General features: G+C 52.4%; 18 protein-coding genes and 1 riboswitch. Of the genes, 5 read left to right on the forward strand and 13 right to left on the reverse strand.

Translation table 11 applies throughout. The features are described from left to right. Positions 1 to 52 precede the first annotated feature (52 nt). Positions 53 to 490, reverse strand: coding sequence for a hypothetical protein (locus KT71_RS13905; protein WP_008294733.1), 438 nt, complete (start codon positions 488 to 490; stop codon positions 53 to 55). Then, positions 487 to 1,197 (reverse strand): hypothetical protein, encoded by a 711-nt coding sequence (locus tag KT71_RS13910; protein WP_008294732.1) that lies wholly within the window; start codon positions 1,195 to 1,197, stop codon positions 487 to 489. Before KT71_RS13910 ends, KT71_RS13905 begins: the two co-directional genes overlap by 4 nt. 402 nt (positions 1,198 to 1,599) lie before the next feature. Then, positions 1,600 to 1,708, reverse strand: a riboswitch (SAM-I-IV-variant riboswitch). Between the two features lie 416 nt (positions 1,709 to 2,124). Here KT71_RS13910 and KT71_RS13915 point away from each other — a divergent pair. The 3 genes from KT71_RS13915 (at position 2,125) to KT71_RS13925 (ending at position 5,765) form a co-directional block, all read left to right on the forward strand. After that, positions 2,125 to 2,622 (forward strand): hypothetical protein, encoded by a 498-nt coding sequence (locus KT71_RS13915; RefSeq protein ID WP_008294731.1) that lies wholly within the window; start codon positions 2,125 to 2,127, stop codon positions 2,620 to 2,622. A 91-nt stretch (positions 2,623 to 2,713) separates the two neighbouring features. After that, a complete protein-coding gene (locus KT71_RS19790; RefSeq protein ID WP_023660083.1) occupies positions 2,714 to 4,351 on the forward strand; it encodes a YcjF family protein in 1,638 nt (545 codons plus the stop codon). 46 nt (positions 4,352 to 4,397) lie between these two features. Then, on the forward strand, positions 4,398 to 5,765 hold the full coding sequence (locus tag KT71_RS13925) for a GTPase (protein WP_152025246.1): 1,368 nt from the start codon (positions 4,398 to 4,400) through the stop codon (positions 5,763 to 5,765). Here the strand turns inward: KT71_RS13925 and KT71_RS13930 are convergent. Further along, a protein-coding gene (locus KT71_RS13930) for an IS3-like element ISGpr2 family transposase (protein WP_169729183.1) occupies positions 5,762 to 6,909 on the reverse strand; the annotation gives its coding sequence in 2 pieces (ribosomal slippage) (positions 5,762 to 6,672 and positions 6,672 to 6,909; 1,149 coding nt in all). The genes KT71_RS13925 and KT71_RS13930 overlap by 4 nt on opposite strands. A gap of 1,177 nt (positions 6,910 to 8,086) precedes the next feature. Between KT71_RS13930 and KT71_RS13950 the strand changes: the two genes are divergently transcribed. Then, a protein-coding gene (locus KT71_RS13950) for an IS3 family transposase (protein WP_152025179.1) occupies positions 8,087 to 9,243 on the forward strand; the annotation gives its coding sequence in 2 pieces (ribosomal slippage) (positions 8,087 to 8,327 and positions 8,327 to 9,243; 1,158 coding nt in all). Between the two features lie 476 nt (positions 9,244 to 9,719). Here KT71_RS13950 and KT71_RS21400 read toward each other — a convergent pair. The 5 genes from KT71_RS21400 to KT71_RS13975 all read right to left on the reverse strand — a co-directional run bounded on the left by KT71_RS21400 (position 9,720) and on the right by KT71_RS13975 (position 13,660). Then, entirely contained in the window at positions 9,720 to 10,106 is a 387-nt protein-coding gene (locus tag KT71_RS21400; protein WP_008294724.1) for a topoisomerase DNA-binding C4 zinc finger domain-containing protein, read from the reverse strand. Between the two features lie 33 nt (positions 10,107 to 10,139). After that, a protein-coding gene (locus tag KT71_RS13955) for an IS3 family transposase (protein ID WP_152025221.1) occupies positions 10,140 to 11,314 on the reverse strand; the annotation gives its coding sequence in 2 pieces (ribosomal slippage) (positions 10,140 to 11,044 and positions 11,044 to 11,314; 1,176 coding nt in all). Beyond that, on the reverse strand, positions 11,268 to 11,774 hold the full coding sequence (locus tag KT71_RS13965) for a nuclease-related domain-containing protein (RefSeq protein ID WP_008294722.1): 507 nt from the start codon (positions 11,772 to 11,774) through the stop codon (positions 11,268 to 11,270). The genes KT71_RS13955 and KT71_RS13965 overlap by 47 nt, the downstream gene beginning before the upstream one ends. Positions 11,775 to 12,075: 301 nt before the next feature. Next, entirely contained in the window at positions 12,076 to 12,630 is a 555-nt protein-coding gene (locus KT71_RS13970; protein ID WP_491844272.1) for a PIN domain-containing protein, read from the reverse strand. Beyond that, positions 12,575 to 13,660 (reverse strand): helix-turn-helix domain-containing protein, encoded by a 1,086-nt coding sequence (locus KT71_RS13975; protein ID WP_008294720.1) that lies wholly within the window; start codon positions 13,658 to 13,660, stop codon positions 12,575 to 12,577. The genes KT71_RS13970 and KT71_RS13975 overlap by 56 nt, the downstream gene beginning before the upstream one ends. A gap of 428 nt (positions 13,661 to 14,088) precedes the next feature. On the opposite strand from KT71_RS13975, the gene KT71_RS13980 reads away from it, so the two are divergent. Then, positions 14,089 to 14,724 (forward strand): hypothetical protein, encoded by a 636-nt coding sequence (locus KT71_RS13980; RefSeq protein ID WP_202962356.1) that lies wholly within the window; start codon positions 14,089 to 14,091, stop codon positions 14,722 to 14,724. A 279-nt stretch (positions 14,725 to 15,003) separates the two neighbouring features. Here KT71_RS13980 and KT71_RS13985 read toward each other — a convergent pair whose 3' ends face one another. The 5 genes from KT71_RS13985 to KT71_RS14005 form a co-directional block, all read right to left on the reverse strand. Continuing rightward, positions 15,004 to 15,795, reverse strand: a complete 792-nt coding sequence (locus KT71_RS13985; protein ID WP_008294716.1) for a hypothetical protein — start codon at positions 15,793 to 15,795, stop codon at positions 15,004 to 15,006. Positions 15,796 to 15,876: 81 nt separating this feature from the next. Next, positions 15,877 to 17,175 (reverse strand): protein NO VEIN domain-containing protein, encoded by a 1,299-nt coding sequence (locus KT71_RS13990; protein ID WP_023660089.1) that lies wholly within the window; start codon positions 17,173 to 17,175, stop codon positions 15,877 to 15,879. A 3-nt stretch (positions 17,176 to 17,178) separates the two neighbouring features. After that, entirely contained in the window at positions 17,179 to 17,577 is a 399-nt protein-coding gene (locus tag KT71_RS13995) for an HIT family protein (protein ID WP_023660090.1), read from the reverse strand. After that, positions 17,574 to 21,257, reverse strand: coding sequence for an AAA family ATPase (locus tag KT71_RS14000; RefSeq protein WP_008294713.1), 3,684 nt, complete (start codon positions 21,255 to 21,257; stop codon positions 17,574 to 17,576). The genes KT71_RS13995 and KT71_RS14000 overlap by 4 nt, the downstream gene beginning before the upstream one ends. A 138-nt stretch (positions 21,258 to 21,395) precedes the next feature. Continuing rightward, positions 21,396 to 23,075: a nuclease-related domain-containing DEAD/DEAH box helicase gene (locus KT71_RS14005; RefSeq protein ID WP_008294712.1), complete on the reverse strand. Its 1,680-nt coding sequence runs from the start codon at positions 23,073 to 23,075 to the stop codon at positions 21,396 to 21,398. Positions 23,076 to 23,089: the final 14 nt, after the last annotated feature.

The raw sequence follows: 23,089 nt of genomic DNA on the forward strand, positions 1-23,089 counted from the left end.
TCCAGATCGTAAAGATAAACGATCCGATGGACTCCACGAATTCCGACCGACCTCAAAACCTCACCTCTCCTACCGGTGAATCGGCTGACGAGTTGGGCCCCAGATCCAGATCACACAGCAGCTCATACGCACGGACATTAGGACTGTCGTGCAGACACCAAGCGTCGCAAACGGTAGACCAATCCAGCGTGTCATCGGGCTCGATGCCAGTCTCAGCCCATTCCGCCAACGCCTCTTCAACCGGCTCAAAAGAATAGCGCTCGACAAACTGCCGTAGCGTCATTTCCGGCGGCTCCTCTGATGGGTCACCGAGATACAGCGTAAAGCTGTCTGTGATTTCACGTGACGCGATGACGGTCGTATGGGCTGACTTAGGTGCCTGAAGAAGCGCCTCACCATGATTGTCAAAGAAGTTAACTGCTCGCTCATAAAATCGTGGCAATACAAATCCTGTAGCGGCACCGAGGAGGAACTGCCGTCGGGAGATCATGAATTCTCGTCCTCACGGCCTTGGGCCACCATCGTGGGTGGTGCTCCTCCTTGTCTCCTATCGCCAACAAAAGCACGCAGTTCGTCTTCTCCACCCTTTCGACGACAGTAGCCACAACCAAAGGTATTGGAGTCAGTGCTTATGTACAGCGAATGGTTTGTCTCAGAGCAGCGGGCCCGCCAGGCACTTGGGGATGTACCTGTGGGCTCCGGCTGCAGGCGTAACTCTCGGGCTGTACGAACCACGGAGGTTTCAATAGCAGACGCCTGGGAGGCCATCAGATCGCCCTCGCGAGCAATCCCGGTAAGAGTCTTCTGATAGACCTGCTCTGACAGAACACCTGGCACATAGAATCTTCCGGGCCACGCGTGCCCCCAGCGTGCACGTATCAACGCAATGAAAAGACTCTGCGCATCGGTATTGGTATCACCAGAACGATTCGCCAGAACTGCTCGAGCCTGTTTATCTGAAAAAGCCAACGAGGATGGTGATGCAGCGTTGTCGAGATCGTGTGATCTAGGGTGCGCGAACCAGAGCTCTACATGTTCATTGAAGATGCGCAGATACAGCGCCTCAGTAATCGAGTCCGGGCCCAAATTGAGCCCGTAAATACACACCAGCGAGGCATTTTTGGGAACGAGGCCCCCATTATTCTTGCCCCATGGATCAACATCCACCAGCTCAAACGTCTCATTTTTCGCAGTCATGTTGTAACTCCTAATCCCCGAGAATAGTCGGCGTTAATCAGCTCGGGGAACAGAAGCCAGATCAGCCGCTTTAGCTGCATTTTTATCCCGCCCGCAAGTTGGTACTTAAATCGGCGGCGTACCTGTTCTGTTAAGTATCGCTATGTACTGTGCTGTTGAACGCAGCTCATTACCGGTAGCTTCGGAATCATAGAGAAGAATACAAGGCGTCGAGTACAGTCTTCGTAGCCTGAAAGGCGGTTCTATCCTGCGCCCTGTGTCGAGCCACCAGTGGCCATGGATTAGGTAATCGCTTGCTGATAGAGCTCGCCTGTTCGCCCGCGTAGAACGCTTTTAAAGACAGGAGCTCAACGTCACTGAATAGTGCAGAAGCCGGAGTTAAAAATTGAGGGTCGCGCACGGAATATCTCCTTTTTGTTCCATACCTGCGCAGCAGGGCCTATGGCGCATCGATTAACCACCGTTCCCGGAGTGGGCGGTTGGTGGGGACGAACCCCTCTTGATGCCCCTTTATCATCTCATAGCCAAGATCAAATGGCTTGTTCATCAGGCAAAACGTTATCGACTACGTGACAACCGTCACGTTTTGCAACCCCCAAAAGAGCTATCTGTAAGACGCATCTTGAACAATACCCACCACAGCAGCGATTGTTGTACTCGATGAATGAACTGATACTTTGAGGTTTCACACTGGACACCCAGAAAACCCGGGATACCTTGTAGGCGAGATAATTTAGGTGCAACCGATACGATCTCCGGAGGCAAACCGAAATTCGCCTAATTTGTCCGGTCCAAATGGCTGATCTAAGTCAATAAGCGACCGGCCGTTCGAAGTACCATATGCTAGAGGATGGATTGGTCTCGCATTAATAAGGCGAATGTCACAATCGAAGTGGACCGCCATAGAATGCCGAAAAGGAGAAAAAAGTGTCGCAGGTAATGACCCAGACTGATGCTCTTGTAGAGCTGAGACTGCTTACACCAAAAGTAACACTAGACGATCGGGACGATTTCTTCGTCACGTTGATCAATAGTGATCTTCCAATGGAAATTGTCACAAGACTCACAGCGTTGTGGGACGTAACAAGGGAGGTTGGTGGAGAAATTGTGTACGTTGGCAAGCTCATTGTTTACGAAATAATGGAATTCATTGCAAAGTTTCCTCACCTAACCATTGGATTGGCAATTGGCGCAGTGCTGCATACTCTCCTAGCAGCCGTGCCTATAATCGGCCCGATTCTCACCCCGATAGCTGCTGCAGTGAGTGCCAGCATAGGATTTAGATTGGACAGCGGAAAACCGTTATCTGGCAGTTTAGAGGGAACATTAATCAACACGTTCGCTGATATTGTAGCGATGGCAAAATCCTTCCTGCAGTGGTTTCTCAACGTGCTCAAGCTGGCATTTGCAGATGCGACCAACTGACAGATCAGACAGCCAGTCGCGCAAGGAGTTGCTATCGGCACTTAAGCGCCTGGAGAAGGCTCGACCAGACAAAATCGGACTAGCTGGGGACTTGATCAGCACAAGTCTCGGCGTGACTGGGGGCGTTGCCGCGTCCGGATCCGTTGCTGCCGCGGTTGGCGCAACCACAATACTCGGATCCAGTACTCTTGGCGGCGCTTTAGGCGGTATCTTTATTGCCACCACCCCAATCGGCTGGGTGGTTGGAGCCGGGCTCGCTGGCGGCGCACTTGGCTATGGTGCCACACGACTAATTCGAAACGGTGAAGTCCAAGACCGAGCCAAGAAATCAATCTACGAGAGGCTCAAAAAGCGCCTCGCAAGTGCAGAAACTAGCAGTGGCTACGAGGCCATCGATGTACCCATCCAACAATTTGAAATAGACAACAAGGACTCTTACTACGACTTTGTAAAACAGCTTAGAAAGGCCGTCAGCTCACGGACGATATCATCTGAACCCGCGGAGCGTCTGCTTGGGTCCGTCACGTCTGGCGCAATGGGGATACAAGAAGCAAAAAGTATTTTGGGTAACACCCAATCGGAAACAACTTCCGAACCGTCGAAACCCTCTCAGAATCAATGGCTTTCGTTGGACACATATCGCGACTTACTCCAACGCAGCGTGCTAGCGGACGTTGATCCAGAACTGGATCAACTCGAAACGTACCTGCATCAACACGTCCCCCGGATCTGGCTTCTCGGTAAAACCGGTGCAGGAAAAAGCTCACTTATCTCCGAGATCACCGGCCAAAGCGATATCGAGATTGGCAACGGTTTTGAGCCATGTACCGGGGAGATCACACGATACCTATATCCCACTGAACAGCCAATTATGGAGTTCTTGGATACCCGAGGACTGAGCGAAGCTGGCTATGTCGCGACCGATGATGTTAGCGAAGCTTCAAATAATACGCACGCGATTCTGGTGGTCATCAAGATAGACGATCCAGAGCAGTCGGCAGTAATAGAGACACTCTCGAAACTACAAAAACAGTCACTCGAACGCGTTCTTGTGATCTACACCACTCCGCACGGCATAAATGATCCAGCGGAATCGAAAAGAGCTGTCAACCACCTGCATAATCTCCTCAAAAGGCAGCTAAAAATGAACTTGCCGTTCGTTGTTGTCGATTTTTCGACCAAAACGAACGTCGAAGCACTTCGAGAGCGCTTGTCAGAGATGATGCCATCGGCAGCAGTGTTCTTGCGCCAAAACGTGGCAACAACGCATGAGGAAAAGATTTATCTGAATCAGCGAGAAAAGATCCTCTGGCACAGCGGTGCTGCAGCGTCCGCAGATCTGGTACCTGGAGTAGGCTTGATAGCCGTACCATCAGTACAGATCAAAATGCTGTACCAACTTGCAGAGGCTTATGGTCTTGCGTGGCACAAGCAAGAAATACTTGAGTTTATCGGCTGCCTTGGCGCCGGCTTTGCCACGTCTTACGGCTCACGGGCATTGGTAACGCAGGTCGGTCGCTTTATCCCGGTCTGGGGACAAACTATCGGGCAAGCCACTGCTATGGCCCTGTCGTTTGGACTGACTTTTGCGTTAGGCCGAGGCGCCTGCTACTACATGTATCAAAAACGGAATGGGCAGGAGGTTGATATCGATGAGCTTAAGTCAGTGTATGAGCAAGCGTTAAACCGAGGAAACTGGGACATTCAATCCGGCGAAAAAAGTGCGTAACCTAATTTTCAAGTGGCCAGCACTACTCCTAATAAGCACCCTTCCCGTGCTGACCTTGCTAATTGTGCAAGGTGCGCTAAGCATCTATCGAAATACATTTTATAGCTGGAGCCTGATTTCTGCCATTGGCGTAATAGCCGTCATATCGGGGCTATCTGGCTGGCTAATTTGGCGAAACCGCACATCACCCACTACCGACAGCCAGGCCACAGATATGGTACAGGCGAATCCCACTTGGGGTACGTTTCAACAAAGCGTTTGGGACGAAACGAGTGCCGTCATTACGGATCTATTAAAGAAAGATAGCCGGCTAGACGCGATCCCACACCACTCAATGAGTGTTCTTCGGAAGATTTCAGCAAGCTGGAACAAAACCCAAACGCACTCTGAGTATGCAGCAACAGTTCCAGAGGCCCTACTTGCAGCGGAAGTTCTTGCCACTCGGTATCGTAAGGTGCTGATTGAGAACGTACCTTTTTCGGGAGACATAAAGGTGTCAACGGTTTTGCAGGCCTGGGACATCTATCAGTCACATGGAACCAAACTTCAAAACGCCTACAAAGCTTATCGCGTTTACTCCGCATTTAGTATACCCGGCGTATTGAAGGAGCTCGCGTCGGCCTTGCTAGGCCCACTTAGTGACCAGGCATTGGAAAACCTAATCTACAACCTGAAAAGAGCCTATCTGCTAGAGGTAGCGAGCGTCGCGATCGACCTCTACTCAGGGATGTTTAAAAGAGCGAATGATGAGCTGGACTTTGCTCAAGACATTCAGAAAGACCGTGATATCGCGGCGAGAGAGGTCGGACCAATCAGGATTATGGTTATTGGTCAGACAAGTTCTGGGAAGTCTTCGTTGATCAACGCGATTCTCGATCAATTTAAGGCGGAGTCAGGCCTAACCCCCACGACTGAGACTGACTCCGCATACGAATTCTCTCTCTCCGATGGCTTTGATACATACATCATAGATACTCCAGGCATTGATCGAGGAGCCAAGTCAGTAGATGAAACTGTTTCAAAGATCGCCAATGCCGACCTACTGATATGGGTAATGCGGTCTAATCAACCAGGGCGAAGCATAGATAGCGATGTAAACATCGAGTTGAATGACTACTTTGGAAACAATACCAATCAGCAAAGACCCATAGTTATAGTCGCAGCAACACACATTGATTGTATCCCCGCATTTACCAGTGCGAGCGAGAATACTCTCATGCAAGTCACGCGACCTTTAGCTGAAGCTTGCAGCAAAGTGGTAGATTTTGATGAGTTCTGTCCGCTATCCCTCGTGGAGCCATGCTTAGGAGTCTCTGAGCTACGGAATGTAATTGCGAACTCTTATGAAAAGGCGCTGAACACTAGATTGAATCGGATCCGCACACTAAAACCTGAATCGCCACCAGTTTGCTAGACACCTTTCAGCTGTTTTTCGTGATGCTGTTCGTAGTCTACAGGTGACAGCAGGCTGTTCGAGCCATGCCGGCGTCTGACGTTGTAGAACATCTCGATATAGTCAAAGATATCGGCCCGGGCATCCTGCCGGGTCGGATATATCTTGCGCTTCACGCGCTCGCGTTTCAGAAGCTGGAAGAAGCTTTCAGCGACTGCGTTGTCATGGCAGTTGCCGCGTCTGCTCATACTGCCCTCAAGGCCGTTTGCGCGTAGAAACGCGCTCCAGTCATAGCTTGTGTATTGACTGCCCTGGTCCGAATGAACAAGTACCTTGCTCACCGGCTTGCGACGCCACACCGACATCAACAAGGCATCTAGAACCAGATCGCTCGTGATCCGTGATTGCATCGACCAGCCAATCACCCGGCGCGAGAATAAGTCGATGACCACGGCCAGGTACAACCAGCCTTCGTGGGTCCGAATATGGGTGATGTCGGTCGCCCATCGCTCGTTCGGCGCAGCCGGATTAAACTGTCTCTGCAGTACGTTAGGCGTCACATCATGCGCTTTGCCAACCTTATGCCGTGGCTTGCGATATCCAACCTGCGCCCTGATTCCAGCGTCTTTCATGAGACGGTGGACACGGTTGGGGCCGCAACACTCGCCTATTTCATGCAAATCACGATGGATCTTCCGATAGCCATACACAGCACCGGACTCGAGCCAGAACTGCTTGATCAGGCCAGAGAGCCGCTTGTCCTCACAACCGCGAGCCGATAGCGGCTGTCGACGCCACGCATAGAAACCGCTGGGGTGAACGTTAAGCAAAGAACACAGATGCCGCACCGGCAACTGGTGGCGATGGGATTGAATAAAAGCGTACCTCACTCGGATTGGCTCGCGAAGTACGCCGCGGCTTTTTTTAGAATGTCACGCTCCTCCGTGACACGCTTAAGCTCTTTTTGTAGCCGACGAATCTCGGCCTGATCATCAGCCTCCACTCGATGTTGCTCAGCAGCCGGCCCGTACTTCTTCACCCAGGCATACAGACTGTGCGTCGTCACGCCCAGCCGACTGGCCACGTCCGCCACGCTGTAGCCGCGATCCGTGATCTGGCGAACGGCTTCTCTCTTGAATTCTTCGGGGTAACGCTTGTTGCTCATAAACACCTCTCTGATAGCCATTTTGTATGGCTGAAAGGTGTCTAGCAAACTGGTGGCGATTCAACCCGCATTTTCGCAAAGTGCCTGGAAGGAATTAGACCGTTTAAAAAATGGAACCATCCAAGGGCTTAAACTTGCAGCAAAGACAAAGGATTGAGTTAGCAAACCAAAGTAATCCCTTAGGCACGTCTTTTCTATTTTGATCGCTTGCCGACATCATAGAACCCAGCTGCCAGGGTAATTCGAAGACTGGTTCTCCGCCAATACTACTTATAGGCATAGAGGGCATAAACAATTTTTAAAGTGTTTCTTTTCCTAATCGGCTTGATAATGCTTACCGCTGTGTTTCGGCTGGCATATCGCGTGGTAACTCACTTAATCCGCATTTTTCGTCCTGTTTGCCGGTTTATTCAGCCCGTTCTCCGCTTCATAGCACTCTCTCCCCGATTCGCATTAGACTCAATCGAATATCTTCTCCGCTCTGCTTTCTCTCCTATTCTCGTGATCCCAATAATTGTCTCAGGATCAACAATTACTAGTGAAACACTACTATCCTCTACGGCATTTTTTTTGGGGATCATAGGAGGCATGTATTTTCTGCAGCTTAGGTACCGCCATAAATTAGAAAGTCTGATCGATGAAAAGAACAGCTCTCTGCAGAGAACGCTTTTATTGGCAACCCTGATTTTTTCCGGCTATGCACTTTATAACAGTTTCGCACACATTTTTCTGAATCTATGGATTTTCAAGATCCCACTGACAGCCCAATCTATAAGCGACCAAGGTTTGGTTATCCCTTTAAGCGCCACTCTACTCTTAGTCTCCGTGGCCGGAGCATTTTACTTTAGGCAGAAAAACGAGGCGGCGACGCCTCTATTCCTTGGGCTTATCTCTTTTCAAATGAATCTGATCGCAGTAGCGTGCCTGTACGTCATCAGGGATTTCAATGACAGTCACAAATACTTTAGCTTAGAGGTAGGCCGCGGTTTTTTCGCGCTTCTAGTAAGTGGGCTTTGTCTTTCGCTCTATATTGCAATACAAAGGCTCACAGTCTCGAGCATAAATGAGAAGTCATCCAGCGATAGCAAAACACGCACTGCCGCTTAAACGCAGAAGGGTTCTACCCCGATTTTACGGACACTTCAAAGAAGCCCGATAATGGGCAAAAGGAGTGTTTATGTCCAAGAGAAGGAAGTACAGCCCAGAGTTTAAGCGCGGTGCTGTGCAGCAAGTTCAACAGCCTGGCGTAAGCTGCGCACAGGTGGCTCGGGAGTTGGGCATCGGGCCCAACTTGCTGACCCGCTGGAAGCGTGAGGCCGAATTGGAGGGTGCCAGGGCCTTCGGTGGCACGGGCAATGCGCGCGATGAAGAAGTTGCACAACTGAGGCGCGAGCTGGCCCGGGTGAAGAAGGAACGCGATTTTTTGCGCGAAGCGGCAACGTTCTTTGCAAAGGGATCGTCCTGAGGTACCAGGCGATTCAGCGTTGTCGCAGTGAATTCCCCCTCCGCATGATGTGCCGGTGCCTAAAGGTGTCGCCTAGCGGCTATTACGACTGGGAGAGGCGTTTACCCAGTGATCGGCATGTCGACAACGAGCGGTTGCTTAGGCGTATCCGCGAGATCCACGAAGACAGTCGAGGTGCCATTGGCGCCCCGCGCATGCATGAGGACCTAAGCGATGCCGGTGAGACTGCCAGCAAGAATCGCATTGCTCGCCTTATGGCACGCGATGGCCTACAAGGCTGGCCTCGTAAGAAGAAGCGAGGTCAGCGCGGCAGACCGGGCTTACCGCCGCCAGGCGTGCGTAATCTTTTGGAGCGAGATTTCAACGCATTGGAACCGGAGACCAAGTGGGTCACCGACATTACCGAGTTCAAGACGGATGAGGGCAAGCTGTTTTTGTGCGTTGTCGTCGACCTCTTTAACAAGATCGTAGTGGGTTGGTCGATGCATCATCGTCAGGATCGCCAAATGGTTCTTAGAGCGATTGAGATGGCCTTATGGCAACGCCAAGGCGGGTGGTCTGTCATTCTGCATTCTGATCGCGGTACGCAATTTCGCAGCGGCGATTACCAGCGGTTTCTCAAGCAAAATGCACTGGTCTGCTCAATGAGCGCCGTGGGTCATTGCGGTGACAACGCGGCTTGCGAAGGCTTCTTTGGTCTTCTGAAACGGGAGCGCACTCACCATACAAAATATCGGACTTTGGATATCGCTAAAGCAGATATATTTGACTACATCGAGCGATTCCATAATCCTCGCATGAGACGAAGAGTGGCAAGGCAAGACCTGAAGTTTTCAGGCGTTTTAAAACCGTCCGTGGAATCGGGGTAGAACCCGAACGAGGCAATTAGCATTAACCCCAAATGTACGGCCGCTCGACTAAAGGCCATCCATACCAGGGAAACGCACAGCAGCACTGTAAAACTTCTGCTCGATAATCAGTGTGTGTTCCAGCCTTTTTGGGATGCGCACCACGGCGACGAATCGGAGTCTGACTGGGAGACGCGCTTTGCTGAAACTAAATCAGGCGCGCATAGAGCCCTAGCGCGAAGCGATACCACAACCGTGTTGAGTATCGTTTTGACACGTCTCTACACGCTGCGCAATCAATTGATTCACGGCGGGGCAACCTGGAGCGGTAGCGTCAACAGAGGTCAACTGCGCGACTGTTCAAAGTTCTTGGGCGAACTGGTGCCCACGTTAATACAAGTAATGATGGATCATCCCAATACGCTCTGGGGTGAGGCTTGCTATCCCGTAGTTGAGGTCTAGCACCGCACAGAATCCACAGATACCCGCGTTTTCGATCAGGCGAGCTGCCTCGTGCCTCTGCACCTCGGAAAATTTGTACATCCAAGAAACTGCTGCCCAGCGTTCACGCCTTTCTTCGCAACCCTTACAGTCATCTGAGAGCCACACACCGGGCACAGTGGATTAGCCGCAGCTTTGGTGAGCGAAAGTCGGTGAGCACGATCTGTCTCCGCGGAGCGTTCGTGACGGGCATCTTCGATCGCCTGCACCGCCGCATATACCTCGGCGTCAGAGTGCCGGGGCACCTCAAATTTGCGTATATATGATGCCAATTCACGCCGAAGGACCAAGTTGCGAGGCTTTTCTTTCTTGAACGTCGCCGTGCCCGTCAGGACCACCAGTGATTCCAGTTCATCTTCGGCCAATCCTGTGACGGTAGCCACTGGGGTCGGTCGGTTTTCGTAGAGTCCACCGGCTCAATATGCCACCTGACTGTGGCGGTGCTGCGTAGCGTACTGTACCGGGGATAGGTAACCGAGGCGCGCTTGTTTCCGAGTCCGGTTGTAGAAGATCTCAATATACTCCCGGATCGCTGCTCTCGCCTGCGCACGCGTCTCAAAGCGTTCATGGTGAATGAGCTCCGACTTCAGGATTCCCCAAACGCTCTCCATCGGCGCGTTGTCCCAACAGTTTCCTTTGCGGCTCATGGACGACAGCATCTGGTGCTGCCGTAGCAGCTGCTGATAGCTCCTCGCACAGTACTGACTGCCGCGATCGGAATGATGAAGAAGCCCAGGACCTGGTTGCCTGACATCGATCGCACGGCGCAGTGCCGTCTCCGTCAGGTTAACCGTCATCCGTTCCGACATCGCGTATCCGACAAGCTCCCCGTTGAACAGGTCTTTGATGCCTGCCAGGTACAGCCAGCCCTCGGCGGTGTCGACGTAGGTGAGATCCGTCAGCCACACCTTGTTCGGCACATCGACGGAGAACTGTCTGGCAAGCCGGTTCGGCGCCACAGGCAGCCTGTGCTTCGAGTCCGTGGTCACACGGAACCGCCGCTTCTGCTTGCAGCGAAGGCCCTGCTCGCGGCGAATACGCTTGATGCGGTGTACGCCGACACGAATACCGTTGTCGGCAAGATCGGACTGAAGTCGCTCGGGACCATACGTCCTGCGCGTGCGCTCGTGAGCCGCCTTGATCTCCAGCGTCAAACGCGCGTTCGCCTTCGACCGTGGTGACGGCGGCCGCTTGCGCCAGGCGTAGTAGCCGCTCTCGGATACGTCCAGCAGACGGCACATCGCGGCGACAGAGTGCTCGTGCCGTAGCCGGTGAATCTGCGCGTACCTCACCGGGATTCCTTCGCGAAGTACGCCGCAAACTTTTTTAGCAGATCGCGCTCCTGCTTGACCTCAGCGAGCTCACGCCGGGCACGGGCCAGCTCCATCTCAAGCTCTGTGGGTGCGCGCTGATGCTCACCCACCTGCTTCAGCTTTCCTGCCCGGGCTGCACGCACCCAGTTACTGAGACTGCTCTTGGGGATCGACAGCCGCTCTGCCGCCTTCGCCACCGACATGCCGGTCGACTCAACCAGCTTCACGGCCTCAGCCCGGAACTCCGGCGTGTAAGATGCCTTGGGGATTCTTTCCATCGTTGTCCTCCAGATCGTAAAGATAAACGATCCGATGGACTCCACGAATTCCGACCGACCTCACCACGGCCTTCACATGCGCATAGTTCTGGCGAAACGGATTTTGAACGCTGACCTTCTTGCCTCGGCCAAAGGCTTGAGTCCACTTTGCCTGATCAAGACTCCCATAGAGCGCCCCACTCCAGTTCTTGGTCTCAATGACAAAAATACCGAAGGGCGATAACACTATGTGGTCTATCTGCGTCGTACCTCGTGCCGTCGGCAGGGTCACATCCTGGAGTACCGTATAGGTAGACGAGTCCAGGCCAGCGCCCAGCTTACTTTGAACGGCCCACTCACCCACGCGACCTTTTGTCCTGGCGGAATTGAGCCACCAAAAGAATACGCCAATAAAGGGTGCCCACCAAAAGTCAGAGAAGCCCTGCAAAAATAAATCAAGGATTTGGACCGTCTCCACCATTACCTCTAATTAGCCATGAGACCAAGAAAAATTGAACGTTATCAGAAAGGCCGATCGTTGTTGGAAAAGCGTCGGAAACGCACCAAAGCCTTGCAGGACTGATTGAAACATTTTTGACGGCGTTTCATGCGTTTATCGGCATCATGGCTTTGCAGATCCGCCTGGCGTCAACCCAGGCGGTTTGAAGCGCGACTGAAGTAAATCAACGATCCATGATCTGCCGGTGTCTGGCGAAGCATCACACCAAAGATGTGGCGCACTTGCTCACAGGAATACTGCTTAAAGATCCTGAACGAAGTTTTCAGTCATAAAGGCGACGCTCAAGCGCCTTGATCCGGCGTCGCAGCTCGGCGGCAGGGAGCCAAACCATGGGATCTTTTTCATAAAGCTGCAATGCATCAAGAAGCACCCTCACCGAAATTTCTGTGTGGGCTTCCATCTGGTCAACTGCCCAGAGAACGCCGTGCGTTTCGACGTCGTGACCCTCGGCGACCTTACGAAGGTTGCCGTCGCCCGTCAGCAGCATCGAATTGTCATTCACTTCGGCCAGCACGAGAGCAAAGCAGTCGTAAACGGCAAGTGGCAAGAACCTGTTCGCATAATCCTGTGCCCGCTGAGTCTCCTCGCCCGTCAATCTCTGCACCTGCATTCCTCGAGCGACCATCATCTCTCGCTCCCGGGGCGGAATGGAAAGCAGCTCCCGATCGTAAAGCGGCTGAGGTACCACGAAGGTAAATGGTAGCGTAAGGACATCCAGATGGAGACGCGCCTTATGCAGATCAATCAGGCACGAGCTGTCGCTAACGATAATTCGCATGGTGGCCAGGACGCCCTTGCAGCATGTTCTCGAGTTCATAGTAAGGAAGCTGTAGGAGCTCGGAAGCCTTGCTCGGAGAAATCAGCCTTTCAGACAGTGCCCAATAGCAAAGTCGTTCGTAGCGGCGGGGTCGCTCCAATTTTCCTGCGTGCTGCTCTTCGAGGGGCTCTGGCTCCGCACGACGCCAAGAGCGCGCAAAAGTCTGAAACGCATACGCAACCGCAGACTCGGTGAGGACGTCGATCTGCTTTAAGCGCATGAGCATTGCGGCTGCCGAGACGCGGTAGATCCGTTTCAGCGCATATATCTCGGGCGCGCTTACCTGCCGGCGATGCACCCCAACTTCGGCCCTCAAGTGATCGCCGTGAATAAGGAAGGCTCCCGCAAAACGATCCGACGCTTTTTCGTGATCTACCGGGGACTGCTCATCTATTAACCGGTGACCCAGCTCATGAGCAAGGGTGAAGCGGCGGCGTTCTAACGGAAAGAATCCATTCACGACAATAACTGGCACAGGAAGCTGGGCCTCACCGCGCTCTACGAGACAAGTGAGTCCAGAAACACGTTCGGGCAAATCAATGACAAGTACCTTAATGCCTTTCTCTTCAAGCAACTCGGTAAGATTGGGGATCGGGTCTAACCCTAGGCCCCAGGCCTCCCTAAGATTTGCGGCTAGCTCCTCAGCTTCGTCCAGGGATGCCAAAGGGCGCGGCTCGAACGGTCGATGCCATTCCGCACTATCGAGCTCCAAGAGATCCTCAATAACCAGATAGCGCTCCACGCGCTCTATAACAGTCGCCTCGACACGAGAACGGTCTTTGACAGAGGTCCCGGATTTCTTCCGAAATTCGACCCCACTAAGCTGCTTTACACGGTTACTTAGGAGGTACTCAAGGCTAACGTCAAGAGCGCCACTCATTGCGGTAAGCACGTCAGAAGGCGGCATGACCTCATCCCGTTCGTACTTCCCTATCGACTGAGCACTTACCTTCCGATCAATCGCATCGGAGAGCGCGCGCAGGGACAACCCGGCTTTTTTCCTGGCCAGCCTAAGCCTTTCACCAATCATGATCGCTCCTTCCCAGCGGTTTACATTTTTTATTTTATTGCATTTAATGTAAACCTTGCGATATATTCTGTCAACGTCAATCCAAGCACAAGCAGGAGGCCAGCATGGCCGGGAATGATCGTTACGCAACGCGGCACAAGGATGGCTGAAAGGTCATCTGAACGGGAAGCCAGCACGCAAGCAGCGTTCACCGCACTCAGCGCGAGGCCGAATCTCGGGCGAAGTAGATCGTCAGCAATCTGGGAGGCAGCGAAGTTCGGATCCAAAATCGGCAGGGCCTCTGGCGGAATTCGGATACCGTTCCTCACGGCAACGACCTGCACCCTTCATAGGATCGGAAGTACAAACATAGGGTCTGTAACTGCGGCGTCTCAAGCGGTTGGGGCCCTTAGGCCGGAATGAGCACATGCTCAAGATGTGGCAAGCCCGTGGAGTTCCGTTACGTAAACGGACGCTGTATTCCTCTGCATGTTGATGGTGGGTGTTCCGAATACGCTGCTTCCCCTGTCAACGATTACTCAGGCACCAACCGTACACAGGAGTACACCTGCTTTCCGACCAAATGCCCGGAATGTGGCGATAACGTGTTTTTCCTTCGTCACAACGGCGGGAGCGTATGGGTTGATCCGCCACTTGGTTGGCCATGGTACAAGCACAGCTGCTTCAACACAGAAGCCACAGAGGGGCAAGACACTCTAGCGCTCGACTACGCAATCGATGCTACAGAACCTACCAACGTCAATGACGCGCAACTTGTGATCGGCGTTGTCAAATCCACCGAAGTGCGTCCCAACAAACGGATGACTGATGCAATTGTGGACACAGGAGGAGCCTCGCGGCTCGGCTTGAAGGTGAAGAACAACGCAGGCTATCTGTTTGGCAAGCTGGTCGTGGTGGAAAACCATCGTGACATAGTCTTTCCTGTTAGACACCCAGACCATCGATTCGAAATTATAAGCAAGCGGCAGTTAGCGCCAGAATATGTCAACTGCACTGTTTGCGGCGTGATCCTTAATTTCAAAAACGTACGAAGACACATGAAGCTTCACGATACAAAGATGTAGTCGAGGGGAGGTAACCTTAACTTTATCGGCCCGGTATTAGTACTGATTACACCGGCTTCCCAGCAAATTCTCATGTCGGAAGTCAGTCGGAAGCGAGGCTTTGGCGCGACAAACTGAGCTGCAGAGAAACCTGAAAAACAAGTGTCTTTGCGTAGAGATTCCAGCTCGATCAGCTGGTGGTCTACCTTGTGGTTGCAACAGTAGGCGACAAAACTTCATCAACGGAAGGCGCAACTAACAATACATCTACTTGAGGCTGTTGATGTCGAACTGTGCTATTCACTCAGGGGAAGTTTTCAACTGAGCATCCAATTGTCGAATGGTGTTAACGATTCCATCTTCGCCCATTGCTATTTCAATGAGTCGTTTGTCCTCTTCAAATACGGGAGGCTCATAGTCAGAAGGAATCTGGAATGACGACTCGAGCTCCGCTACACGTATTGCGCGGAAACACTTGATCCCCATTGAGCTGTGATATGCCAATTCGTCCAGGTTATCAGGCGAAATCCTTATTGCGTAGATTACGCCGCACGTATACTGCGCCCTCAACGCTGCAACGCGCTCTACAAGAGGCTTGAGCTTAGCAAGGGCCGTTGCTACAAAGTCTACCGTGGGCAACATCTCGCGCGGCAAGCGAGACATACCGGGTCTTCTTTCACACCTCTCATAATGTTTTTCCCGCAGCACGTCATCAGAGACATATCGCTCAAGATCTGCCAGGCAATAACTGAGAGCTCGGCAAACCTCTCCGCCAGCGAAGTCCGCCGTTGCAAAGGTCGCCGCTCGAAGAGCTGACTCAGCGAGAAAAATGGGCTGTCCGCGTCGCTGTGAAAAATCATGGCCGATCGAAAATGGCTTCAGCACTGCATACCCACCCGGATGCTCTCCCGACCACGATAATGCTTCGAAGATATCAGCTACGGCCGTTAGTTGATCAATCGAAAATACCGGCTTTCGTGCTCTTAAACCCTCCTTTCGAACGCGAGACTCAAACAAGTTTGAGGTTCCGTGAAACAAGAGCCATGGATCTTGCTGCGCATCAACTGGTACATGAGGGTCTAAGCTCGACATAGAATTCACTCCTCACCTAGCAATAGCGCAACACCGACCAGATTGATCAGCTCAATCAAACCCCACAGACGGAAAGCCCATTTATTCAAATCGGGCCCTAAACACCGTAGGTTCCAGATGAACATGCCGATCAATCGCTCCTTTTAACTCAAACAACCGTGCATTGGCGCTGAAGTCGAATACGCGATACAGCGCATACTCGGCTGATCGCTCCTGTGAGAATGTGAGCTCGTTGGCCGACACGAAAAATGGGAGATACTTCCCGCTATTCGTGGTTTTCACTTCGATGAACCGTTCGTTCTCGGTCTCAGAATCGAATGAACGAATGTCAAATCCTAGCCCATCCCCAAGGACTTTACTGCTCCATTCCACACGATCTGCCAGATCCGCCCTCAGACTCGCACCCAGTCGATAGCGCTCATACTCCAAGGCAAACTCTTCTCCGCGCTCGCCCAAACGTCTATTCGCCGACTCTTTCGCAGCGTAGTTCACCTTCCTAGCGGTATAAGTTCGGCAAACCTCTCGAACCTCACTACCGCGCTTTGGTAGCTCCGGATCCAATACTCGCGCCCAATCTATTTCATAGGGCCCGGGCAAATGATCAGCAAGCGATTCAAATTGACGCTCCATCTCCTCGCCTCTGGCGGCCAAATGCGCCTTTACCACAGCCACCAGCTGGTCCTGATAGTTGAACCGGGGCTTATATCCCTTGATGTACGGCTGCCCCAGATCGACTAGGACGGCGCTCACATTTTGATGCTTGAACTCGACAGAGCCCTTCGATCTGCTGGGAAGAAGCTTTAACAACACATCCCGGTGCTTGGTCTTGTTATAGCTGTCGCCGATGAGTTCGGCTGTAAGCATCTTGAAGTAATCTGCTACGAGGACCTCGCACTCAAACCAGGACCAGCCGTTCACGTCGATCAACTGGTCCACGTCCGACCTTGATAGATTCCTCAACAATGACTCGCGAAGAAGCTTTCGAGGCACTTCGAATGCCAATATCTCGAACAGTTCATCGTCTAGATAGGCGAAGGAAATAGTCTTTCCGATTACGCCTGCGCTTGTGGCTGTTGTCAGACTCTCATATTCCTCAGCAGCACTTGGTCTTACTTGGTGATGCCAAAATTCAGCGCTCCTCAAATGGAAGAACGGCAGAAACGGATTATTGGTATCGTTGCCTTGCGCAAGTGCGTTGAAATTCCTCGAAAAAGCGGCAACAAGTTCGTCGTCATAGTAAATCCGATTGTCGTCTAAATAGCCTTCAGCTATAAGGTCAATCACCGCTAGTAGCATCGCCACTTTATGCGGACGCGGACGCCCGCCAGCCACACTAAGTCGTAACGTCGCAAATTCATTTTGATAGGCAATAAGACTCATCAGCTAATCCCAGTAATTTGCCTTTTCAGGAATAGTCCAGCGAACGCCACCGCGTGGGTCGAACACGTCGCCCTCATATCGAGGAATCAAGTGTATGTGAACGTGCGGGATGGTCTGCCCTGCTATAGCTCCATCATTGATACCGATATTGTAGGCATCCGGCGCATACTGCCTATCGAGCCATCTTTTTGCGCTCTCTAAAAGCCCTAATAGGCTCTTGCGCTCCAGTTTAGTGAGCTCAAAGAATGACGATACATGCCTGTTAGATACAACCAATCCATGTCCCTGACTGACTGGATAAGCATCCAAGAGAAAGAAGCCCTGATCGTCTTGCAGAATTAGGCGATGCGGGCCATTGCTCAGCACATCACAGAAGGCGCAATTCGAAAACGATTCGCTCATTTGATGCGGTCGATGATTGCTTGAATGGCTTCACTGTTGAGGCCCTGGCCCTCATGTTCCTCGGTTGTTATCAATGCTCCTCGGTCCCCGCCGCCATCTTCGACAGGAAGGATACCTTCAGCGATGTAGTCTTCATATTTTCTGCTCCAACGCTCCCGATATTGCGGGTCCGACATCATCCCCAAGTGTTCCCAATAGTAGGTTTCACCCGAGTCATCGTCTTCGATCACAAAGTCGGGGTACCTTTCTCTCCCATTAATCACTACCGGGGGTTCATAAGAATAATCAATACCAGTCGAGTGAAGCTGGTTTGCAATAATGACCTCGGATTTCGATCTCACACGCTCACCACGTGCCGTTCGGTGTATCCGGTTCGCGTCCAAGAAGACGTGTCTACTCTTGATCTCGATGTCCACTGGATCAGGATCAACAAAGATATTGGTTAGTCGCCGAGCGATCTCAGAATAATCGGGTGAGCTGAATCGCGCGATATCGCGCAAGTCGCCCTGGTGGAAAACGACCACCCTGTCCTTATGGCGAGTGAGCGCTGTGTAGAGCATCTCTCGGCTTAGCAATCTACATGGATTCGGGATGATCAAAAATGTCGTGCCAAACTCGCTGCCTTGCGTCTTGTGTACAGTAAGAGCGTAAGCAAGCTCCAATGGTGGATTCGCATCTTCGCCAGAAAACTCGGAAGCAAAATACTTGTATTGCGGGCTGCCCGCTGAATACTGCGGCCCGGTTTGCGCGGTCAACTCGACTTCTAAATGCTTCGGGACGCCCTTACCCTTTTGATATTTACCAACGACAACGCCGATATCGCCGTTAGCGACGTAGGGGCTATCTATATCCGGCCACACCTTTCGCTTGGAGCTATTGCGAACATTGATGACCTTGTCTCCCCACAAAATTCGTTGAGGCCCCATCGGCTTTGGGATCTTTGGCCATCGCTGTGCCGCCATGTGCTGCGCGCGCTCGCGAAATCGACTCTGTAACAGCCGGTTTATCGCCTCTACGCCGACTTCGGAAGCACGCAGCGGCGAGAGTATTTGCCAGTCTTCAGCACTCTCCGCTGCGCCTCGACGATCTTTCCAGCGGTTGTTGAAGAAAACCCGGTCGGGATCTTTATCCCACCGTACCCCACCAATACTAACCTCGAAGCCGGCTTCGTCTTCTTCTGAATCCAAGCCCAACTCATCTACAAGCTGTCCCACGAGCTTGGCTTGCAGATCATCCGGAGTGGACCAGCTGACGACTTTCAATCCATCGATTGATCCAGAGCTTATACGAGTCCACACCTCGTCCGCTGCTGGGTCCAGAGGGCCCCCACTGAAGTAGTCCGCGAACAGTAGGTCCTCCCTGGGCTTGTCTCCATCAGATAGTTGTCTTCGGGGTATCGACAGAGAAGCATATCCCGCGTCTACGCGCGGGAAATAGTTGGACTCACCGTCAGGCCGTAGCCGTTCGACGATGTCGACAAACGGACGACCCGCACCAATGGGAGGCAACTGCTGAGGATCCCCGACCAGGATGAGGCGCTCGACGTTCTTGATGCCAGACAGCAACGCAGCCAACTGATCCTCAGTCAACATCGAACACTCGTCGACGATTACGGTTTTGCGGTCTCTACAGGGATCGGCGGCGCTCACCCATAGGTATCGTCCGGTCTCACCGTCATAGCGGCCATACTTTAAAAGGAACTGGGCTATCGTCTGACCTTGCTTGAACATACCCGTCGCCTGTTCGAGCCTGACTCTCGCTTTTCCCGTAGGAGCAAGCAGCAGTAACCCGGATTCCTCGACACCTGGAATACGACAAAGCGCCTTCAATAAAGTGCTTTTCCCTGTTCCTGCAGATCCGGTCAGCACGGATATGCCAGACTGGTAAATCTCTTCGAGAGCTGCGGCCTTTTCCTGCCTGGCCTTGTTCTCCGAGGCCGCCAATACCGGGTCACTGGGCACACCCTCGCCTATCGCATCTGCTACTAGCGAATCCCAATCGAAATCGCCCGCGGTCCGCTTACGTTTAAGCCGCTTCTCGACGGTGCGTGCGATTAACTGCTTCGTAGAGGCATATTCGGCCAGCTGTAGCGCTGGCGCGCCATTCTTCAGTTGGACCGCGTCGATGAAACCAGTAAACGATTCGATAACAACCGCGAGTAGATCGTGATCAATCTTGCACTCGGGCTTTAGCGGTCGACTACGAATTCGCTGAATCACCCAATCTACAGGCAGGAGTGTGTGTCCCTCCTCAATCGCTTCGCTGAGCGTGAGAATACAAAGTGGCCTGACTCTCCTGGGGTCAACTGGTTCGCTGACTAACGTTGGCGCAGAGAGTGGAAACCGCTCCCTGACATGCTTCTCAGGAAATACGCCGCGATCGACCGCTCCAAACAAAATCGGGTCTAAGTTTTGACGGTCGGCTTCGTAAAGCAGGTAAGGGTTCGCGAGAAGGTCGCTATCTGAAATGGCACCAGAAGCGAGGTCCGGTCGTAAATCTTTTTGGTAGAACCGTTCCGCCTGCGCAGCACTGATGCCGCATCGACTCAGCAAATCCAGGAGACTCTTACGATGCTCTGGCAACTTCTCCCATTTCTTGGACATCGTCGGCCCGATCTCGTTGCTCAGATAGTCTGGCAAGCTACTAGGATCATCGATTATCGATTCAAAGAAATCCCAAGGATTGTGGCTTGCGCCTGCGCTCTCCTCTTCCGCACGACTTGAGATGTACCACGCCAACAATGTTCCATGATTGAAGCCAAATGCCGACAATGCTGATCCGAACCCAGGAAACGGACCACGAATCTCCCACAGCCGATTCAACTCGCGATCGATCCACCTCAGGATCTGGGCCCATGGTCCGTCCATCGACCCGCGAAAGACCTTTACGGCCCTCTCGCACTCTAGGAGCGAAGCAATGGCGCCGTCGTGGGGCAGTAGTTCAGAACCATAGGAGTATTCTGAAAAGAAATCATGCGGAGCAAAAGCTACGTGAGCTTCCAAATCAATGGATTCGTCTTCAAGCGATAATTCCATCAATTCTTGGTAAGGAAGGATGAAGCCATTCTCGAAGTCATCTCTTATTGAGTGACCTACGTTCCGCTCCCACAGGAAGCCCTTGATATCGTCTGAATCAAGCTCACGTGAATACTTGTACTCCGTGGCATCACCCACCGATTTGACTCGCCCCGCACCCACGATAACTCTGCGATGGTCGTCACTAAGTGGAGTGCGTTTCGCATAAAAGAAGACCAACGAAGTCTCTGGCTTTATCGCACTAAAGAAAGTCTCCAGCATGATTCGCTGGTTGGTGCCCTCCTGCACCCAACTCGACTTAAAACTCAACTCGGGTTCGCGCCGTGGCTCCCAATCAAGCGCTAGTTCGTCAGCTTTTCCCTGAATCTGCTTCTTCGCATCGCCCTCCACTTCGGTTCGAAGCATCCAACGAAACGGAACGGCTGCAGCAGATCTGGCCTTGTAGGTGAATGGTGTGGGGGCAAAGTGCCCGTGAGTATCAGGGCTGCTCCCGACATAAGGCTGGTTTTTCTCACTGTCGATATCGAAATCGGCCATGAATGTCGCGTGCTCGGCGACACAGGGTGGCCTGTGCTTTACATCCAATAACTCAATCGATTGACCGGCGTGCTTTTCTTCCCAGCCATCATCTTTGGCTTCGGCCACTCTGGGGAGAATCAGACATGAGGTGTTACTACATGGCGACTGACAAACAGTGCCTCGCCACCCATCATCGTGCCAAGGTACGCGTATCGTGAGGTGGTGCAGCGGCAGCTGCCTCGCGCCAGGATACATCGCCATACTTCAATCTCCTTCGTTTTCGATTACCACCAACAGGTGCTTCGCCCGCGAGCAAGCCACGTAGTAGTCCGAGGCAGTGAAATGCGAACCCTGGGTCTCTTGCGGCACATCTATCAGTATCACCGCATCCGCCTCCAAACCCTTGAAACCTTTTACCGTAGAGAATAAGACGCCATTGTTTTCCTTCCATTGAGTCAGATCATCTGTAACTAAAATACCCATTATAGAAGTGAGGCTTTTAAGAGAACTACGCGCCTTGGTATTTGGCGACAATATCGCTACCTGCCTCGGCTCCAACTTGCCGTCCTTTATCCATGTCCGCAGATATCGCTCCACCCGCTTCTTCACGTCATAGCCGAGCTCGACAGAAACTAAGATAGGCTCCTCGCCCAGCGGTGCGTCATCCCTAGTCGGCACATCGACCGAGAGAATTTCTGCACACCTCCGTGCAATCAAGCGGGTATTTCGACAATTAGTAGGAAGCTCGAAAGGCTCACCGAGCGCTGGTAACGACCCCACTTGATCCAAATAGAGGTTTTGACGAGGATCATAGAAGACGTACATTGAGCCCTCCTCCCCATTCGCATTGATCATCTCAAGCGGCATCCACCAGTTTGGGTAAAAGTCTTGACCTTCGTCGACGATAACCGCGTCGAATCGCTCCGGAAGCATGTCGATGGCGTCCATCAGTTCGTCTGCGGCTTTTTCTCGCCAAAATTGCTCTGCGCCGTTTTTCGGCGGCGAGAATGACATGCCGGCTTTTCGCACCCACTCGGAGCATAGTGCGTGAAAGTGGCGGACGACTATGAGGTCACTGTAGCAATCAGGAATTGACTCTCGTATCCACGCGGCGAGGTTCTTGTTGTAGCAAACGAAAAGCGTCGTTTTTCCCGCCTCTGCAAATTTCTCTGCTTGTGCCTGCGCGAGCATCGTCTTCCCTGACCCTGCGACGCCCTCAATGCAAGCTCGCTTTCTCGAGCCAAGAAAGTTCAGAAGGTTTCGCTGCTCAGTTGTAAGCCGAAACAGCTTCTCTTCCTGCTCCTCCAGCTTTCGAAAAAGCACGGGTAGCAGATCAAAAGCCGGAGATATCGCTTTGGTTATCTTTCTGATGTCATCCGGTGACAACGGACTGACTTTCTCGCGCCGAGACCATTGACCTAGTGCCGACATGATTCTTCGATCAATAAATGGCAAGTCCGACGCTGAGAATATGACCGACGCTTCAGAACCAGGGGGCGCGGGGCCACGATACTCGCAGTCCGGAAATACCACTGCATAACCGTAGGTGAACGGGAGATTAGTTGCGCCCTGATATCCTCGACGCTTGATCGCATCCTCGAGGTAATGCATGTTGCGCCTGACCTGCTCAAAAGGGTCCTGTATTGGTTTCAAACGACCACTATCGAGAATCCGACTCCACTGCCTCGTCTCATCGTCGTAAGTAATTTCGCCACCTTTGACCTCCAAGACGAGCATTCCGTGGGTTGGCAAGATGATTACGAAGTCAGTCTCACCTTCGCGAAGCGTTGTATTGCCACGATCATTGCGATCAGTTTTTAGCCAGGGGTAGCTATGGTAAACAATGCAATCGTTCGGTAGCAGGTCCACAAGATACTTCGCCGTGTCCCGTTCGGACTTAACACCAATCTCTTGTATTGCCACTTTCGGTATAAGACGCGCCATCCAAAGTCCTTGAT

This window comes from Congregibacter litoralis KT71 (assembly GCF_000153125.2).
GTDB lineage: Bacteria > Pseudomonadota > Gammaproteobacteria > Pseudomonadales > Halieaceae > Congregibacter > Congregibacter litoralis.

Bases quoted from the DNA above. Each gene is read 5' to 3' on its own strand.
- KT71_RS13905 (WP_008294733.1), bottom strand. From the start codon at position 490: ATGATCTCCCGACGGCAGTTCCTCCTCGGTGCCGCTACAGGATTTGTA.
- KT71_RS13910 (WP_008294732.1), bottom strand. From the start codon at position 1,197: ATGACTGCGAAAAATGAGACGTTTGAGCTGGTGGATGTTGATCCATGG.
- KT71_RS13965 (WP_008294722.1), bottom strand. From the start codon at position 11,774: ATGGTGGAGACGGTCCAAATCCTTGATTTATTTTTGCAGGGCTTCTCT.
- KT71_RS13970 (WP_491844272.1), bottom strand. From the start codon at position 12,630: ATGAACTCGAGAACATGCTGCAAGGGCGTCCTGGCCACCATGCGAATT.
- KT71_RS13975 (WP_008294720.1), bottom strand. From the start codon at position 13,660: ATGATTGGTGAAAGGCTTAGGCTGGCCAGGAAAAAAGCCGGGTTGTCC.
- KT71_RS13985 (WP_008294716.1), bottom strand. From the start codon at position 15,795: ATGTCGAGCTTAGACCCTCATGTACCAGTTGATGCGCAGCAAGATCCA.
- KT71_RS13990 (WP_023660089.1), bottom strand. From the start codon at position 17,175: ATGAGTCTTATTGCCTATCAAAATGAATTTGCGACGTTACGACTTAGT.
- KT71_RS13995 (WP_023660090.1), bottom strand. From the start codon at position 17,577: ATGAGCGAATCGTTTTCGAATTGCGCCTTCTGTGATGTGCTGAGCAAT.
- KT71_RS14005 (WP_008294712.1), bottom strand. From the start codon at position 23,075: ATGGCGCGTCTTATACCGAAAGTGGCAATACAAGAGATTGGTGTTAAG.